At 64.0% G+C, this 17,360-nt stretch carries 16 protein-coding genes; 14 read left to right on the top strand and 2 right to left on the bottom strand.

Going from position 1 to position 17,360, the window contains the following annotated elements:
• The 3 genes from C446_RS00910 to purM form a co-directional block, all read left to right on the top strand.
• Nucleotides 1-1,693 (top strand): TraB/GumN family protein (locus tag C446_RS00910; RefSeq protein WP_006671161.1); only part of this gene is annotated, 1,693 nt, incomplete at its 5' end.
• Complete coding sequence (locus C446_RS00905; protein WP_006671160.1) at nt 1,690-2,319, top strand: zinc metalloprotease; 630 nt, start codon at nt 1,690-1,692, stop codon at nt 2,317-2,319. The genes C446_RS00910 and C446_RS00905, both read left to right, overlap by 4 nt.
• A gap of 416 nt (nt 2,320-2,735) precedes the next feature.
• Nucleotides 2,736-3,728 (top strand): phosphoribosylformylglycinamidine cyclo-ligase, encoded by a 993-nt coding sequence (gene purM, locus C446_RS00900; RefSeq protein ID WP_006671159.1) that lies wholly within the window; start codon nt 2,736-2,738, stop codon nt 3,726-3,728.
• Nucleotides 3,729-4,237: 509 nt separating this feature from the next.
• Here purM and C446_RS00890 read toward each other — a convergent pair.
• Nucleotides 4,238-4,777 carry a macro domain-containing protein gene (locus tag C446_RS00890; protein WP_006671157.1) on the bottom strand — a complete coding sequence of 180 codons (540 nt, stop codon included), beginning with the start codon at nt 4,775-4,777 and terminating at the stop codon, nt 4,238-4,240.
• Nucleotides 4,778-4,980: 203 nt separating this feature from the next.
• On the opposite strand from C446_RS00890, the gene C446_RS19215 reads away from it, so the two are divergent.
• The gene (locus tag C446_RS19215; protein WP_006671156.1) at nt 4,981-5,154 is read left to right on the top strand and encodes a DUF7331 family protein; all 174 of its coding nucleotides are present in this window, start codon (nt 4,981-4,983) and stop codon (nt 5,152-5,154) included.
• A 231-nt stretch (nt 5,155-5,385) separates the two neighbouring features.
• Here the strand turns inward: C446_RS19215 and dpsA are convergent, their stop codons facing one another.
• Entirely contained in the window at nt 5,386-5,937 is a 552-nt protein-coding gene (gene dpsA / locus C446_RS00885) for a DNA starvation/stationary phase protection protein DpsA (protein WP_006671154.1), read from the bottom strand.
• A 296-nt stretch (nt 5,938-6,233) separates the two neighbouring features.
• Between dpsA and C446_RS00880 the strand changes: the two genes are divergently transcribed.
• From C446_RS00880 to C446_RS00835, 10 genes are all read left to right on the top strand, one after another.
• Nucleotides 6,234-7,403, top strand: a complete 1,170-nt coding sequence (locus C446_RS00880; protein ID WP_006671153.1) for a YihY/virulence factor BrkB family protein — start codon at nt 6,234-6,236, stop codon at nt 7,401-7,403.
• Between the two features lie 83 nt (nt 7,404-7,486).
• Nucleotides 7,487-7,909, top strand: a complete 423-nt coding sequence (locus C446_RS00875) for a hypothetical protein (RefSeq protein WP_006671152.1) — start codon at nt 7,487-7,489, stop codon at nt 7,907-7,909.
• A 32-nt stretch (nt 7,910-7,941) separates the two neighbouring features.
• A complete protein-coding gene (locus tag C446_RS00870) occupies nt 7,942-8,418 on the top strand; it encodes a YbaK/EbsC family protein (RefSeq protein WP_006671151.1) in 477 nt (158 codons plus the stop codon).
• Between the two features lie 160 nt (nt 8,419-8,578).
• Entirely contained in the window at nt 8,579-9,538 is a 960-nt protein-coding gene (locus C446_RS00865; protein ID WP_006671150.1) for a hypothetical protein, read from the top strand.
• Nucleotides 9,539-9,844: 306 nt separating this feature from the next.
• Nucleotides 9,845-11,242, top strand: coding sequence for a metal ABC transporter substrate-binding protein (locus C446_RS00860; protein ID WP_006671149.1), 1,398 nt, complete (start codon nt 9,845-9,847; stop codon nt 11,240-11,242).
• 55 nt (nt 11,243-11,297) lie between these two features.
• Entirely contained in the window at nt 11,298-12,038 is a 741-nt protein-coding gene (locus tag C446_RS00855; protein WP_006671148.1) for a metal ABC transporter ATP-binding protein, read from the top strand.
• A gap of 2 nt (nt 12,039-12,040) precedes the next feature.
• Nucleotides 12,041-13,303, top strand: coding sequence for a metal ABC transporter permease (locus tag C446_RS00850; protein WP_006671147.1), 1,263 nt, complete (start codon nt 12,041-12,043; stop codon nt 13,301-13,303).
• A gap of 69 nt (nt 13,304-13,372) precedes the next feature.
• Nucleotides 13,373-15,469, top strand: a complete 2,097-nt coding sequence (acs, locus tag C446_RS00845; RefSeq protein WP_006671146.1) for an acetate--CoA ligase alpha subunit — start codon at nt 13,373-13,375, stop codon at nt 15,467-15,469.
• Complete coding sequence (locus C446_RS00840) at nt 15,466-16,641, top strand: phosphotransacetylase family protein (RefSeq protein WP_006671145.1); 1,176 nt, start codon at nt 15,466-15,468, stop codon at nt 16,639-16,641. The genes acs and C446_RS00840 overlap by 4 nt, the downstream gene beginning before the upstream one ends.
• A gap of 197 nt (nt 16,642-16,838) precedes the next feature.
• Nucleotides 16,839-17,132 carry a PRC-barrel domain-containing protein gene (locus C446_RS00835; RefSeq protein WP_049919957.1) on the top strand — a complete coding sequence of 98 codons (294 nt, stop codon included), beginning with the start codon at nt 16,839-16,841 and terminating at the stop codon, nt 17,130-17,132.
• Nucleotides 17,133-17,360 lie beyond the last annotated feature (228 nt).

Raw genomic sequence — 17,360 nt, 5'->3', positions numbered from 1 at the left:
GACCGCACACGTCTCGCAAGCGAGCGTCGACGAAGTCCACGAAACCGTCGACAGAGAGCAACCCGATATCGTCGCCGTCGAGCTCGACGAAGGGCGCTACCGTCAGATGCAAGGCGGTACTCCCGACGACCTCGAGGCAGAAGACCTGCTGTCGGGAAACACCGTCTTCCAGTTTCTGGCCTACTGGATGCTGTCGTACGTTCAGTCGCGACTCGGCGACCAGTTCGACGTCGAACCCGGTGCCGACATGCAGGCCGCGATCGAGGCCGCCGAACGGAACGAAAGCGGCATCGCGCTGGTCGACCGGGACATCCAGGTGACGATCCAGCGGTTCTGGAGTCGCCTTTCGGTTACCGAGAAGTTGAAGATGGTCGGCGGGCTCGCGCTTGGCGTTACCGATCCCCGGACGATCGGCCTCGCTCTCGGTGCGGCGGCCGGCATCCTGTTTGGGGTCGTGCTCGCGGTGGTTATCGGTCCGCTTCTCGGGTACGGTGATGCCCTGTTGCTCGGGATCACCGACCCGACGACGCTACAGTACGTCGGTTCCATCGGTGTCGGTGCTGTCGGCGGCGTGTTGCTCGGGTTGCTCTTTCTCCCCTCGCTCGGGTCGGCCGCCGACGAGAGCGGCCTGCTCGATGGGTTCACGATACGGCTGCTGAGTGGAGCTGCGATCGGCGTTCTCGTCTGTCTCGCGCTCGTCACCACTGAGACGTTCGTCGGTCCGTTCTCGGCGGGGAACTTCGAGGGTGCCGGAATCTACACGATACGGGGCAGCCTGGGAGCCGTCGCCGGACTCGGAATCGGCGTCGTGATCGGCGGCGTGCTCGGACTGGTACTCGACGCCCTCGGCGGAAACGTCGAGGAGGTCGACGAGATCGACATCGAAGAGATGACCGACGGCGACGTCGTCGGTGCGATGATGGAGGAGTTCCGCCAGTTCAGCCCCCGTGGGGCAAACGCCCTGATCGACGAGCGCGACGCCTACATCGCACACAACCTCCACCAGCTTCGCCAGCAGGGATACGACGTCCTCGCAGTCGTCGGCGCGGGCCACCGGGCCGGTATCGAACACTACCTCGCGAATCCCGACGAACTGCCGCCGATGGAGTCGCTGACTGGGACGGCCTCGGGGCGGCGCTTCTCGCCGCTGAAAATCTTCGGCTACCTGGTCATGCTGGCCTTCTTCGGGTTCTTCTTCCTGCTGATTATGGCCGGTGTACAGAACACCTTCCTGCTGCAGTTGTTCCTCGCGTGGTTCGTCTTCAACGGAATCTTCGCGTTCACGCTGGCCCGGCTGGCCGGTGCCCGGTGGACCAGCGCCGGCGTCGGCGGCCTCGTCGCCTGGTTGACCAGTATCAACCCGATGCTCGCGCCCGGCTGGTTCGCCGGCTACGTCGAGCTCAAACACCGTCCGGTCAACGTCCGTGACATCCAGACGCTAAACGAAATCGCCAGCGATACCGAACGACCGATCGGCGAGGCCGTCGGAGAGATGTTCGACGTCCCCCTCTTCCGGCTTATTATGATCGTCGCGTTGACGAATATCGGGAGCCTGATCGCGACCGTGCTGTTCCCGCTTACGGTCCTCCCATGGCTGGCAGGCCCCGAGTTCGGTGGCGTCGACGCCCTGATGAACGAACTGCTGGCCGGCGCTGAAAACATGCTCGAGTTGATCTGGGAGGCGATCCGATGAGCGTCCGTGCAGGCCGTCCCGAGCCGGAGCTATCCTTCAGCGACAAGGAGCTGGTCGACCTCGCGATTGCCTGGGTCGTCTTGAGCGTCGCGTTCGCGCTGTTGCTGGCCCCGATCCACACGACGGATGTTGGCGTCGGGACGTTCGTCACGATGATCGCGCTGAGCTTCGTAACCGTTGGCGTCGCGTTCCTGTTGCACGAACTGGCGCACAAAGTCGTCGCGGTCGAGTACGGCCAACTCGCCGAGTTTCGGGCCGACTACCAAATGCTGTTTTTGGCGATTATGAGTGCCCTCGTCGGCTTCCTGTTTGCTGCGCCAGGGGCAGTCTACCATCGCGGCCACATTACCGACCGGGAGAACGCCATGGTCGCGCTAGCCGGGCCCGTAACGAACCACGTCCTCGCCGTGCTGTTCTTTCCGTTGATGGCCTTTGGGGGCCTCCTCGGCCTGGTCGGACACATGGGAGTCCTCATCAACCTGTTCCTGGCCGCGTTCAACATGATCCCGTTCGGGCCGCTGGACGGGAAAACCGTTATCGAGTGGAACAAGGCCGTCTTCGGCGCAGTGTTCGGACTGAGTGTCGTCCTGCTCGTCGGCTTCCTCTTTCTGTTTGGCTTCTGGTGACGACACGCGACCGATCATCGGCGAGCCCGAAACCACGACGACACCTCGTGGCTCACGGAAACGATATCCCGACTGATCCGACTCCCAGGCGTCGAGACGACCGATGATGTCGGGGGCGATACGGGTTGGCGGCCGCTTCAACTCGTCGTTCGGTTCTCGTCGGCCACAGCGTGGGTGTGATTTACGTCCGCGAGCGAGCCGACTGAACGTGTCAGTTGCCCGCTCCTCGTGGTAGATCGAGGTAGCTCGAGGTAGCTCGAGGCCGCCTCGAGCGCGAGTGGCGACAACGAACGCTGACGTCTCGTCCGCCCTCGACAGCGACGACCGAGTGACGGTTGTCGGGCAGGGGGACAGAGCCAGACGAACGGTCACCGCCGACCGGAGCGCTTTTGCTCACCCCGGAAGGTCGTTCAGATATGACCGAGCCAGCGGACGACGGCAGCGACGACCGACTCACCTACGCCGACACGGGGGTCGACATCGAGGCCAGCGAGGACGCCACGGCAGCGTTACTCGAGGCCTTCGGCAGCGATCTCACCACCGAGTACGCCGGCCTGATCGACATCGGCGACCGCTACCTGGCGCTGGCGACCGACGGCGTCGGCACCAAACTGCTCGTCGCCGAAGCAATCGCGGACTTCTCGACGATCGGCATCGACTGCATCGCCATGAACGTCAACGATCTCGTGGCCGCGGGCGTCGAACCCGTCGGCTTCGTCGACTACCTCGCGATCGACGACCCCGACGAGGCCATTACGAACGAAATCGGCGAAGGACTGGCCGTCGGTCTCGAGGAAGCCGACCTAACGATGCTCGGCGGCGAGACCGCGGTCATGCCCGAAGTCGTGAAGGGCTTCGACCTCGCTGGGACCTGTGCTGGTCTGGCAGCGAAAGACGAAATTCTCGAGGGCGAGGCCGCCGTCGGGGACGCGCTGGTCGGGTTCCCGTCGAACGGCATCCACTCGAACGGGCTCACCCTGGCACGCGAGGCCGTCACCCGCGATCACGAGTACACCGATCCGTTCCCGTACGCCGACGAGCGCACGATCGGCGAAGAGCTGTTGCGTCCGACCCGGATCTACACGGACCTACTCGAGCCGATGCACGAGCACGGGGTCCGCGCGGCCGCTCACGTCACTGGTGGCGGCTGGACGAACCTGCTGCGGATGGGCGAGCGAAAGTACGTAATCGACGACCCCTGCCCCGCACAGCCGGTCTTCGAGTTCGTCCAGGAGGAAGGAAACGTGACCGACGAGGAGATGCACCGCACGTTCAACATGGGCACCGGCTTCGTCGTTTCCCTCCCCGAAGAGCGAGCCGACGAGCTCGTCGCGGCGACCGACGGCCGGATCGTCGGTCGCGTCGAGGCGGGGAACGCAGTGGAGATCCGCGGGCTCTCGCTGTCCTGAGGAGGACCTGTAACTGTCTATCGGACGCGACCGAGTGGCGTCTCGCGGTCGTTCCGGAGACGACTGCCAGCAGCACGGACAGGACCGACTCCGCTCCCGACTCGAGATCGATCACGCGTCGGCTGGGGCGTCGTCGCTCGCGTGCAGGCGTCCAGCTCGACGAGTAACTCGTCGATCTCAATTGTGGGGTCGCGAGCTGCCCGCTGATCCGGCCGTGCGATCCGGAGAGGGTCGACGGAGACACTCGACGCGACTCCATCTCGAGGAGACGGTCGAATACGACCCCGACAGCGAACGGGTCCGGATTTCACGGCTCTGTGGTTCGTCGGCGACTTCGGCGATCGATCCCGACTGGACGCGTTCCTCAGGGTGCACGATCAACTCTCCCGGAGAGACGAGGCCGTCGCTGCGGTTCGACGGGTACGACTGGGAGAAAACACCGCGAGCGTTTGCCGACTGATGTCTCGGCGGTTTTCGATCTCGTCTCTCTCCCTCCCTCCAACCGTTCGCTATCGATCGGCTTCGGTGTCGGCCGTCTGTTCGGACGGTTCGGGTTTCCCTGTGGCCGACCGCACCGCATCGTACTCCTCGTCGCTGTAGGCGATGAACCGGACCTCTTCGATCGTTTCCGGCTCGTAGTCCTCGATCTCCTCGCCGATGATCGCTGCACCCTCGCGGAGATCGAATCCAGCCACACCACAGCCAAGCGCCGGGACGACGATCGACCGGCAGCCGAGTTCGTCCGCTTTCTCGAGTGAGTTCCGGGTCGCATCGCGGACGCTCTCGGCCGTGGCCTGGCCGTCACCGTAGTGTGGCATCGCGGCGGCGTGGATCACGTACTCGGCGTCTAACTCGTAGGCGTCGGTAACGGCGACCTCGCCGAGATCGACGGGACCGGTCTCGGTCGCCTCCTCGTTGATCTCGTCACCCGCTGCGCGGCGGAGCGCACCCGCCACGCCCGATCCCATCTCGAGGCTCGTACCGGCGGCGTTGACGAGTGCGTCCGCGGACTGTGTGGCGATGTTTCCCTGTACGACGTCGAACTCCATGTCCGATCGTACGGCCCCAACCGATTTGAAAGTACACCACGCGGATACGAATCGCGACGGAGTGTCGGACTTGCAGCCGTTCGGGCGCAGGCGGTTCGAGCCGATGACTGAGCAGAAACCCTGTAACTCACTGTGGCCAGCAGTTCCCATTGTCTTAGGTCGACCAAAACCCTTTTAGAATTAGGCTCGCCTAACTCCACGTGATGGACGTACCCGTACGCAGGCGCGACTCCGATTCCGACGCCGACGACGAACCCGAACCGCCACAGGCCGTGGTCACCAGCCACGAGACCCGGCCTGGCAAGGTCGTGTTCACCGAGCGCGACAACGCCGACGGCTGGATCGCGACGAACGTCACCGTCGACCTCGAGCCCTGACGGGGTCCCGGTCGGCGTTTGACACCCACGACTCGAGGGCGTAGTTCAGCCGCGACTCTTTCTCCTCTCGGTCTTTACCCCTCTCGAGCGGTTCGAACGCGTCCGCGTGTGCGGCGACAATCGAGTCCGGCGAAAACGAGTAACCGACCACACCGGCGGCGGGTCCGCCGTCCGCCAGGTCGGTCGTCGATACCCGGGAATCAGGCCCGAGCTGGCGTCGTGGGCGTAGCCTTAGCGTTCCTTGGTCGCCTCTTCGAGCACCAGCGTGTCGTCCTCAAGGTAGTGCTCGAAGTGGTGACCGTCTTCTTCGAGCGTCACCAGAATCTCGCGCAGGATTTCGGCGGTCGCGTGGTCGCCGAGGTTCTCGGCGAGTTCGATGCTGTCGCGCATCGACTCGATGATGTCGCCGTACATCTCGAGGTCGTTCTGGAACATCGTCCGAACGTCGTAGACGTCTTCACCCTCGAATTCGACGGTCGCACGGTCCTCGAGGTTTCGCGGGCCGGAGACGGGGACGCCGCCAAGCGCCTGTGCTCGCTCGGCGACACGGTCGGCTCCTTCCTCGACGTGTTCGTAGGCCTCCTGGAGGAACTCGTGCAGCGGCAGAAACTCCGCTCCTTCGACGACCCAGTGGTGTTTCTTGAGCTGGTGGTACAGCACGTACGCGTTGGCCAGCTCCGTGTTCAGCGCGTCGACGATCTGCTCGGCCTTCTCCTGCTCGAGTCGGAGCTCGTTCTCCTCGACGGTGTCGGCCGATTGACGGACGGTCTTCTGGGTGCTCATTGCATTCGATGAATACACTCGCAACCCTCTTAAGCGTTTCCCATTACGAAATAATTTTTCTCGATCGGAAAATATTCGATCCGGTTCGGGGCAGAGATTGTTCTCTAAGGAAAAACAGGCCGACGACAAACGGGATCGACGGGGAAAGCGAGACCCCACGTGACGGGAAGGCTCGAGGCGGCGAACAGCCGGATTCCGACGGGCGCTTACGGGATCGAGCGAGGACGTTTTTTCTCGACTGGACCGTCACGGATGCAAGCTAATCACATAACGTCGTTCAGCCCGTGGTCTCCCGTATGTCATCCGATCTCCGGGATGGCCTCTCGTTCGGCAAGCAGATCGTCGCCGGAATACAGGAAAAGAACGTGCCGTTTATGGCCGCGAGTATCGCGTATCAGGCATTTCTCTCCCTCTTGCCGCTGCTCGTGCTCGTGTTCTTCCTCGTCACGATCGTCGGCGACGAGACGTTCGCCCAGCAGGTGACGGCGACGACGGAAGATTTCCTCCCCGAGAGCGGCCAGTTACTCATCGAGGAGTCGATCGAAAACTCGCCCGCAACAGCGGGATCGACGATTATCGGGGTTGTCGTGCTGGTGTGGGGGTCGCTGAAGATTTTTCGCGGCCTCGACAAGGCGTTCTCGGAGATCTACGACGCCTCGAGCGAGGGGTCGTTCGTCGAGACGGTTCGAGACGCACTGCTCGTGTTCGGAGCAGTCGGTGGCGCGCTGTTCGTCGCTGCAGGGTTGGGGATCGCGTTCGCGTTTCTGCCGTCAGTTCCGGGTCTCGGGCTTGTCCAATCGCTGTTGCTCGTCTGTCTCCTCGCGCTGGCGTTCTATCCGATGTACTACTACTTCCCGAACGTCGACACCTCGAGGCGAGAAGTGATCCCGGGCGTCGTGCTCGCTGCCGTCGGGTGGACCGCGCTCCAGTCGCTGTTTCGTGTCTACGTGGGACTCGCCGCAGACGAGGGCGGCGGCGTGCTCGGCGGGATCATCCTGTTGTTGACCTGGCTTTACTTCGGGGGGCTGATCCTGCTGTCGGGTGCTGTGGTCAACGCCATCGGAACGGGATACCTCGAGCCGGCGTCCACCGCGGAGAACGAAGCGGGAAGCGACGAGAAGTCACCGACGAACGGCTACGGCACATCGATCCCGGAGTCGGATCGTGACCCCTTCCTCGACGACCGACGACGCCAGCGGGCTCGCCTAACCGACCGCGTCGAGACCCTCGAACGCGAACGCGATCAGTTTCGAAACGACCTCAAGGCCCAGCGACGGCGGCGCTACCGGCTCGAGGATCGGGTCGACGACCTCGAGCGGACGGCACGCGACCTCGAGAGCGAAAACGAGCGGCTTCGGGACGAACTCGAGCGCCGACGGCGTCAGGAGCCGCCGTGGCGGCGGACGTTGCGGGCAGCGCTGACGCGAGTCGACCACGTAAACATCGGCGTCATCAAACGAGAGTGATCGACGGCCGTCGTTCGGTCGCGGTCTTGGCCGCGCGATCGAAGCCGGGAACTTGTAGTAGCTCGCGCGCGCAGTGACGCGTCGTGTCGCATCCGGTACGGAACGCGCGCCGTCTGATCCTGGAGGAACATCGCTGTGCGATCGCTGCAGTCGACAGCTGTGCCAACGCGGTGGCCGATCCCTGGGATACCGCACGCACCACGGATCGGGACGCGCTCGTCGCCACGTTCCGTTCGGCGCTCGAGTCCGAGGGCGTCCTCGAGCGGTTGCCAGCGGTGCTCGAAGACGCCGTCGATGCGACGGGCCACGAACTGCGGGCACAGCCGGTCCCCGATCCGCCGTACGTCGTCGTCACCAGCCGCGGACCGGTGCTACGGGCGACGATCGACCCCGGCCGGCTGGTGATCCGATTCGACGCGTTCGAGGTCGTTCGCGACGACGAACCCGGCCGACCGGTCGCCTACCGGCGGCGTGACGGGGTCGAACTGACGATCTCGCTCGAGTGAGTTTTTGTCGGTGGGCGTCGAGAACTCGAGCGATGCATCCCAAAGCAGCGACGTTCGCGAAACGAGCTCGAGAACGGTACGACTTCGATCCGGATGTCCAGGAGTTTCCCGACGGGACGAAGACGGCCGAGGACGCCGCAGACGCGGTCGGCTGCGACGTAGCACAGATCGCCAGCTCGCTGGCGTTCGACGTCGACGCGGAACTCGTCGTCGCGGTGACCAGCGGCGCGAACCGGGTGGACGAGGCGGCGCTTGGCGACATCGTAGGCGTCCCGGCCGACGAGGTATCGATGGCTGACGCCGATCGCATCACGGACGCTCTCGGTTGGTCGATCGGCGGCGTCCCGCCGTTCTGTCACGAGCAGTCGGTTCCTGTCGTCCTCGACGAAACGCTGCTGTCGTTCGACACTGTCTGGGCCGCGGCTGGCACGCCGAACGCGGTGTTCCCGATCGATCCCAAGACGATTCTCGAGTATGCCGACGCGGAGCCAGCCCGGATCGCGGCGTGAGTTCTCGATCGGTGTGCTGGCTTCAGTACTCGCACCAGAATAGTAATCAAGCACCTCCTCGTACCCTGTAATTAGCAGTAGGATATTCACCATTGCCTGCAATTAATAATACCGACAGCTTCATTAGTAAACACTCGCAACGCAGGGATGGTGACTAACCATGACTGACGCTTCGCGTTCCCCATCCCGACGGAAACTCCTCGCGACGACCGGTTCACTGGCAGCCCTCGGCGTCGCTGGCTGCCTCGGCGACGAGGAGCCCGACGACGAGACTGGTGGCGATGACCACGACGAGAGTATGGACCACGACGATGATCACGAACACGATGACGACGACCACGACAGTGACCACGACCTCCCGGTCGAGGAGTTCGAAATACTCGATCGGGATCACGACGAGGAGGTGCTCGTCTACATCCATGGCAACCACTGGCACGACGATCCGCTCGAGGTTCCACACGACGACACCCTCTCGCTCGGAGCCTACGTCGAGGACGAAGACGGCGACGAGATCGACCTCGACGACGGGATCGAGCTGACCGGCGAGGTCGTCGAGGGTGCAAACGAGGTCGTCGAAATCGAGTCCCACGGCGATCACGTCCACGTCCACGGCGAGGAAGACGGCTTCACGGACATCGTCTTCCAGCTCGTCGACGACGACGGCGTCGTCTACGAGACGCCCGAACTCGAGACCGAGGTCGGCTACCACGATCACGACCACGACGACGGTCACGATCACGGCCACCTCGAGGTCGAGGACCTCGAGATCATCGACCGCTCGGACGACGAGGTCGCCGCGGAGCTCCACGACGACCACTGGCACGGAGAACTCCCTCACGCCCACGTCGACGACAACATCTCGCTGGGGGCGGAGTTCACCGACGACCACGGCGACGAGATCCAGATCGGCAGCGACGAGGAGTACGAACTCGCCGTCACACTCGCCGACGACGCCGAGGAGGGAATCGTCGAGATCGAGCCCGACGACCACTGGCACGGCGATCACGTCCACATCTACGGCGAAGCCGAGGGTGAGACCGAGGTGGTATTCAAGCTCTGGCACGACGACCACGCTGACTGGGAGAGCCCGCCGGTCGCGGTCGAAGTCGACGATCACTGATCGGTTCCGACCGACCATCGAATCCCCCTATAGTACCAACTGCAACGATTTGCACACCGATCGCCGATCCGTCTGGCGAGCAGGTACGAACTGACTTGCAGCGGTTACTAGAACCCGACATCACACCCTGACGTTCCGGCCCAAGTCTGCACCGTTGCGGCCCTACACTTTCGTCCGGACGAGTGGACTTCCACTCGAGACCTGGACGTGCCGTCGTTGCTAACTCGATAGATCGAACTGGCACCAGTTATTAACAAACTAGCTCTAGATAACAATGCTTTTACCCTCGAGCGCGTACTTCCGTATATGAACCTATCACGCCGTTCGCTACTCCGATCGAGCGCCGGTGTCGCGGCTCTGGGTGCCGCGGCCGGTTGTCTGAGCGAGCCCGGCGACGACGGCAACCCCGACGGCTCCAGGGGGGGGTACGCCGCGTTCTTCGCGCTGTGGGACTGGGCCCAGGAGGTTTCCGGCGACGCAATGACGTTTACTAATCCCGTCGACGTGGGCGAAATGGGACACGGCTGGGAGCCGCCGGCCGACCTACAGCGAAACGTCGCCGGCTCGGACGTGTTCGTCTACCTCGACACTGCCGAGTTCTCGTGGGCACAGAACGTCGCTGGCGAGCTGGCCGACGAAGATACCGACGTGGCCCTGATCGACGCGATGGACGGCCTCGAGAACCAGTTGCTTCCGATCGACAGAGAGACACAGGCGGACCGGGAGCCCGCCGACTACGACTTCGATCCCGAGGCGGTATCGGTCGGTGACTTCGATGTCTACGACAGCCAGACGGGAGACGAGACCGCCTACTGGCACGGCGATCACTGGCACGGCGAGTTACCGGCGATTCCGGTCGACGGCTCCGCCGCAGTCGAAGGCGTCTTCGAGGACGACGAGGGTCGCGTCCTCCCGCTCGGCGAGGACGAACAGTTCCAGTTCGATGCACGCGTGATCGACGGCGCGAACGAGGCCGTCCTCGAGATCGAGTCCGAGGGAGACCGGGTCGTCCTCCACGGAAGCGAGACCGGTCGCACCAGAGTCGTCTTCGAACTCGTCGCCGACGGCCAGGTCGTCTGGGACACGAGCGCCGACAACATGACCGCGGAGGTCGTCGAAGAACTGGGCGACGACACTGCGCCGGAGTTCTACGACCCGCACGTCTGGGCCGACCCCGTGCTGGCCCAGCAGATGGTCGAGACGATCGCCGACGAGCTCGGCGACATCGACCCCGACAACGCCGCCGTCTACGAGGACAACGCCGCGGCGTACGTCGAGCGACTCGAGGGCGTTCACGATCAGTTCGAGACACTGGCGGCCGAGGCCGAGCGTGACGTAGCCGTCCTCGCGGGGCACGACTCGTTCCAGTACGTCGAACACCGGTACGACTTCGAGATCCACACACCGGTCGGCATCTCGCCGGACGCCGCCGAAACCGAGTCCGACATCTCCGAGTCGATCGCGGTCGTCGAGGAACACGACATCGACACGATTCTCTACGATCCGTTCGAAACCCCAAATCCGGACGAAGACGTTCCCCGAATGGTCGAGTTGCTGCTCGAGAACACCGATGCGGACGAGTATGCGCCGATCACTCCCGCCGAAGGGACCACTGCCGAGTGGAACGAGCAAGGGTGGGGCTGGGTCGGACAGATGGAAGAAGTCACCATCCCCTCGCTCCGGCGCGCCCTCGGCGCGGAGTGAGACGCGAAATGGAAGAATTAAACGCCTTTCCGACGGAGACGGAAGTGAGTCAACAGTGAAATCGGTCGTCGATGTCCACGACGTCTCGTTCGCCTACGGCGATTCGCCCGCACTCGAAGACGTAAGTCTCACCGTCGAGAAGGGAGACTTCCTCGGGCTCGTCGGCCCCAACGGCTCCGGGAAGACGACGCTATTACACGTCATGCTCGGACTGCTCGAGCCCGACACCGGTACCGTCGAACTGTTCGGCCAGCCAGTCGACTCTTTCGACGAGGGCGAACGAATCGGCTACGTCTCCCAGAAGGCGACCGATCGGGGCGGTACGATGCCGGTGACGGTCCGCGAGTGTGTGTTGATGGGCCGGTTCGCACACGTCGGCCACGGCCGCATCGGCGACGAGGACCGACTGATCACGGAAGACGCCCTCGAGACCGTCGGCATCGCCGATCTCGCAGACCAGCAGATGAACCAGCTCTCGGGCGGCCAGCGCCAGCGGGCTTACATCGCACGGGCGCTGGCTTCCGAGGCTGATCTGCTCGCGCTGGACGAGCCCACCGTCGGCGTCGACGCCGAGTCACGCGACGAGTTCTACCGGTTACTCGACTCGCTGAATCGGTCGGGGATCACCATTATCCTGATCGAACACGACATCGGTGTCGTCACCGACCGCGCTGGCCGGATCGCGTGTATCAACACGGAACTGTACCACCACGGCGACACGGAGTCGTTCGTCGAGAGCAACGCCCTGAGCGAAGCCTACGGGAAAACGGGCGAGGTCGTTCACCACCACCACTGACGATGACGGAAAACGAGGACCACGATCACACACACGACGACCACGGTGATCACGCACACGACGACCACGGACACGGCCACGCCGACGACGCGAGCGACGCCACCGCCGTCGACGGCGGCATCGCCAGCCACGGGACGGGAATCGACACGGATACGGCGACGACAGCCCCGACCTCGAGTTCGGCAGTGCGAACGACGGATCTCCGGGAACGGGTCCAACTCGTCGGCGTCGCGCTCGTCGGCCTGCTCGCGGCCGCGATGATCGGGTTCATCGCACTCGACTGGCTCCGTCGGTATCCTGGCGCGGAGGCGTTCGGACCACTCGAGACGTTCTATACGACAACCGGTATCGATCCGGCGGCCGGCTACCTGTTCGAGCAGTTCCTGATCGCCGGTGCGTGGTTCGATTACTTCCTCGGGACCGAGCTCTTCCAGTATGCGTTCATGTGGCGAAACCTCGCGACCGGGGTGTTAATCGGCGTCGTCGCGCCGCTGGTCGGGACCTATCTCGTCCACCGGCAGATGGCCCTGATCGGGGAGACGCTTGCCCACACCGCGTTCGCCGGCGTGGCGGTCGGCCTGCTGTTTATCGCCGTCACCGGCTGGGAGGGTGCACTGCTGTATATCGCACTGCTTGTCAGCGTGATCGGTGCGCTCGGCGTCCAGTGGTTGACCGAGCGAACGAACTCCTTCGGGGACGTGCCGATCGCGATCATGCTCACCGGGAGTTTCGCAGTCGGGACGCTGCTGATTAGCTGGGGCCGCGGATTCATGTCCATCGGCATCGAGATCGAGGAGTTCCTCTTTGGCAGCCTGTCGGTGGTCTCGGCGAGCGGATCGCGACTGATGGCGATGCTGACCGTCGGGGTGGTCGCCGTCGTCGCCGTCACGTACAAGCAGCTGCTGTTTATTACGTTCGACGAGCAGGCCGCCCGTGTCGCGCGACTCAACGTTTCGGCGTACAACACCTTGCTCATCGTGATGACCGCAGTCGTCGTCGTCGGCGCGATGCAGGTACTCGGTGTCATCCTCGTTGCAGGGATGCTCGTGATCCCAGTCGCCGCCGCCTCGCAGATCGCCCGCAGCTTCCGGGAGACCCTGTATCTCTCGATCCTGTTCGGACAGCTCTCGATCCTCGGCGGGTACACGTTCGCCCTGAGCCAGAGTCTTCCCTCGGGCGGGTCGATCATCGTCGTCGCGATCGCGATCTACCTCCTCGCGATCGCCGTCTCCGATCGCACTGGCGGGACGATTTCGGTTCATTAACCGTTAATAACCCCAGCCCGTGGGATCGGAGTAGGACTTTTAACCCGTTCCGGAACGACGTTTCGAACGATGGGACGGTTAGCCGAACTCTTCAAACCCGAGACCGTCGGCGTGATCGGCGCAACCGATCGCGAAGGCGCGGTCGGCCGGGCGATCGTCGAGAACCTGCGAGACGACTTCGCGGGTGAGGTCGTTCCGGTCAACCCGAAACGCGACGAAGTCCTCGGGCTCGAGTGTTACGAAGACGTGGAAAACGCACCGCCGCTCGACCTGGCGGTCGTGGTCGTACCGCCGCCGATCGTCCTCGACTCCGTCCGGGAGCTGGGCGAGGCGGGAACGAAAAACGTGGTCGTCATTACTGCCGGCTTCTCCGAGACCGGGGGTGAGGGGGCCGAACGCGAACGCAAGCTCCGCGAACTCGCCGAGGAGTACGACCTCAACGTCGTCGGACCCAACAGCCTCGGAATCATGTCGACGCCGGTCAAGATGAACGCCACGTTCGGTCCGGAAAACGCCCGCGAGGGATCGATCTCCTTTATGAGCCAGTCGGGGGCGTTCATCACCGCCGTGCTAGACTGGGCCAACGAACAGGGGATCGGCTTTCGCGACGTCGTCTCGCTTGGCAACAAGTCCGTCCTCGACGAAACCGACTTCGTCGAGGAGTGGGGTGACGACCCCGACACGGATGTCGTCATCGGCTACCTCGAGGACATCGACCAGGGCCACGAGTTCGTCGAGACGGCCCGCGACGTGACCGAGGACACGCCGATCGTACTGGTCAAGTCCGGACGCACCGACGCCGGAGCCCAGGCTGCCTCCTCGCACACGGGAGCGATCGCTGGCAGCGAACGGGCCTACGAGGCCGGCCTGGAACAGGCGGGCGTGATCCGTGCCGAGTCCGTCCAGGAACTGTTCGACTCCGCGCGGGCACTGTCGGGACTGCCCGAACCCGAATCGGACGGCGTCGCGATCGTCACCAACGCCGGCGGCCCAGGCGTCCTGACCACCGACGCCGTCGGCGACTCGACGCTCGAGATGGCCGACTTCACCGACGAGACGATCGAGCGTCTCTCCGAGGCGATGCCCGACGAGGCCAACGTCTACAACCCGATCGACGCCATCGGCGACGCGGACGTCGATCGGTTCGCCGAAGCCCTCGAGATCGCACTCGAGGACCCCAACGTAGGGAGCGCGGTCGTCGTCAGCGCACCGACCGCCGTCCTGCCCTACGACGAACTCGCGGAGGTCGTCATCGAGAAACGCGAGGCTCACGAAAAGCCGGTCGTCACCTGCCTGATGGGCGGCGAGCGCGCTCGCGCGGCCGAGGAAGTGCTCCGGGAGTTCGGTATTCCGAACTACTTCGATCCCTCGCGAGCGGTCCAGGGGCTCGACGCACTCGCTCGCTACCGCGATGTCCGCCGTCGGGTAGTCGACGAGCCGACGGAGTTCGACGTCGACCGCCAGCGGGCCCGCGAAATCCTCGAGCGAGCGAAAGACCGTGACGACAACCGGCTCGGGGTGGAGTCGATGGACCTGCTCGATGCCTACGGCATCCCGACGCCGACGGGCGAGATCGTCGACGACCCCGACCGTGCCCGGGAGATCGCCGAGTCGATCGACGGCGATGTCGTAATGAAGATCGTCAGTCCCGACATCTCCCACAAGTCCGACATCGGCGGCGTCAAAGTCGGCGTCTCCGACGACGACGTGTACGACGCCTACGAAGAGATCGTCACGCGGGCACGCAACTACCAGCCCGATGCGACGATTATCGGTGTACAGGTCCAGGAGATGCTGGATCTCGATACCTCGACCGAGACGATCGTCGGGATGAACCGGGATCCGCAGTTCGGACCGCTGTTGCTGTTCGGGCTGGGCGGAATCTTCGTCGAGATCCTCGAGGACACGTCGGTCCGGGTCGCCCCGATCGGCGAGGACGAAGCCAGAGAGATGATCGACGACATCCAGTCGGCACCGCTGTTGCGCGGCGCACGCGGCCGTGAACCGGCCGATATCGATGCGATCGTCGAGACAGTTCAGCGACTCTCGCAACTGGTAACCGACTTCCCGTCCATCCTCGAGTTGGACGTGAACCCGCTCGTCGCGGGACCGGACGGCGTACAGGCGATCGACCTGCGACTCACCGTGGATACGGAGGAACTATGAGCGATACTGACACCGATACCGATACCGATACTGAACCCGAACCCGAATCGGAACCCGAACCCGACACAGTGACCGAAACCGACGGCGGCACTGCCGCCGAAGCCAACGCCGAGACGCTCCTCGTCGCTTCCCTCGAGGAAAGCACCGGCAAAACGGCGATCACGCTCGCGCTGGCCGAAATCGCCGCCGAGGACGGCGACAGCGTCGGCTACATGAAGCCGAAGGGAACCCGACTCCAGAGCAACGTCGGAAAGACCTTAGACGAGGATCCGATGCTCGCCCGGGATCACCTCGATCTCGAGGCCGAGATGCATGACCTCGAGCCGGTCGTCTACTCGCCGACGTTCATCGAGCAGGCGATCCGCGGTCGCGAGGACCCCGACGACCTGCGCGAGCGGGTCCGCGAGGCGTTCGAAGGGCTCGCTGCCGACCACGACCGGATGTTCGTCGAGGGCGGCGGCCAGTACGATGTCGGCGGCATCGTCGATCTCACCGACGCCGACCTCGCGGAGCTGCTCGATGCGCGCGTCCTCGTCGTCGCCCCATACGAACGGCCCGGCGATGTCGACGACCTGCTTGCCGCTGCGCGGTCCTTCGGTGATCGCCTCGCCGGCGTCGTCTTCAACGATGTTCCCGACGCCGTCTACGACCAACTCGAGACCGACGTCGTTCCGTACCTCGAGGGTCGGGGGATTCCGGTCTACGGTGTGGTCCCCAACGAGCGGGAGCTGTCCGGAGTCACCGTCGCCGACCTCGCGGACGAGGTCGGTGCGTCGGTTCTCGTCGAGGAAGGCACCGACTCGTACCTCGAGCGGTTCATGGTCGGCGCGATGGGAGCGGATAGCGCGCTGCGACACTTCCGCCGGACGAAAGACGCTGCCGTCATCACCGGTGGCGACCGGGCAGAGGTCCAGACCGCCGCGCTCGAGGCACCGGGCGTCCAGTGTCTGATTCTGACTGGCGGCCACCGACCGTCCGGTGCGGTCCTCGGACAGGCCGCCGACAAGGGTGTCCCGGTCCTCTCCGTACAGACGGACACGTTGACGACCGTCGAACGCGCCGAGGACGTGGTTCGAACCGGCCGAACCCGTGACGCCGAGACTGTCGACCGGATGCGAGAGTTGTTGACTGATCACGCGGCAGTCGACTCGATTCTGGACGGCGAGGAGTAACCGGTACCCGATAACTGGTACCCGATAACCACCCCAGCACGCCCCAGCGAAAGGGGAGGGGGCCGGTCACTTTCTGCTGGGTACGATACGCTCGAGAGTGACTGAGCAAACACTCCCAGCGGGACCTGTTGCGATTTCTGACGGTCCCGTGACCAAGAGTTAAGAGCCAGCCACACATGGAGCCAGACATGGTAGAGATGGACGACACTCCACAGGAGATCACCTCCCTCGTCGGCCGCGAGGTGTACTCGAACAGCGGCGTCTTCGTCGGGGAAGTCGAAGATCTACAGCTGAACGTCGACGGCGAAGCCGTTACTGGACTCGCGCTCGGAAACCTCAACTCCGAACTGTTCACGACCGAAGCCGAGACCGGTCAGGGCGTCATCGTGCCCTACCGGTGGGTTCGGGCCGTCGGTGACGTTATCCTGGTCAACGACGTAGTCGAGCGTGTCCGCGACCCGGACGAGCAAGAGGACGAACTGGTCGCCTGACGCCTCGTCGAAACGGTGACACGTGTCGCGTCGCTCGTTCTGTGATCGTTCCTCGAACGTTTTCGGGTGAGAGAAAACCGACGTTCACTGGGCGTCGGACGCGAGTCAGGACCCGTTCGACCCTTCCGTCCCTTCGACGCCCATCGCGTCGAACAACGTCCGCTTGACCGCTTCCTCGGTCAGATCGAGCAGCGTGTCCCCTGTCTCTTATACACATCTCTGATGGCG

It is taken from the genome of Halobiforma nitratireducens JCM 10879 (assembly GCF_000337895.1).
In the GTDB taxonomy this organism is placed as follows: Archaea; Halobacteriota; Halobacteria; order Halobacteriales; family Natrialbaceae; genus Natronobacterium; species Natronobacterium nitratireducens.
This window is presented reverse-complemented; position numbering and strand designations above follow the sequence as displayed.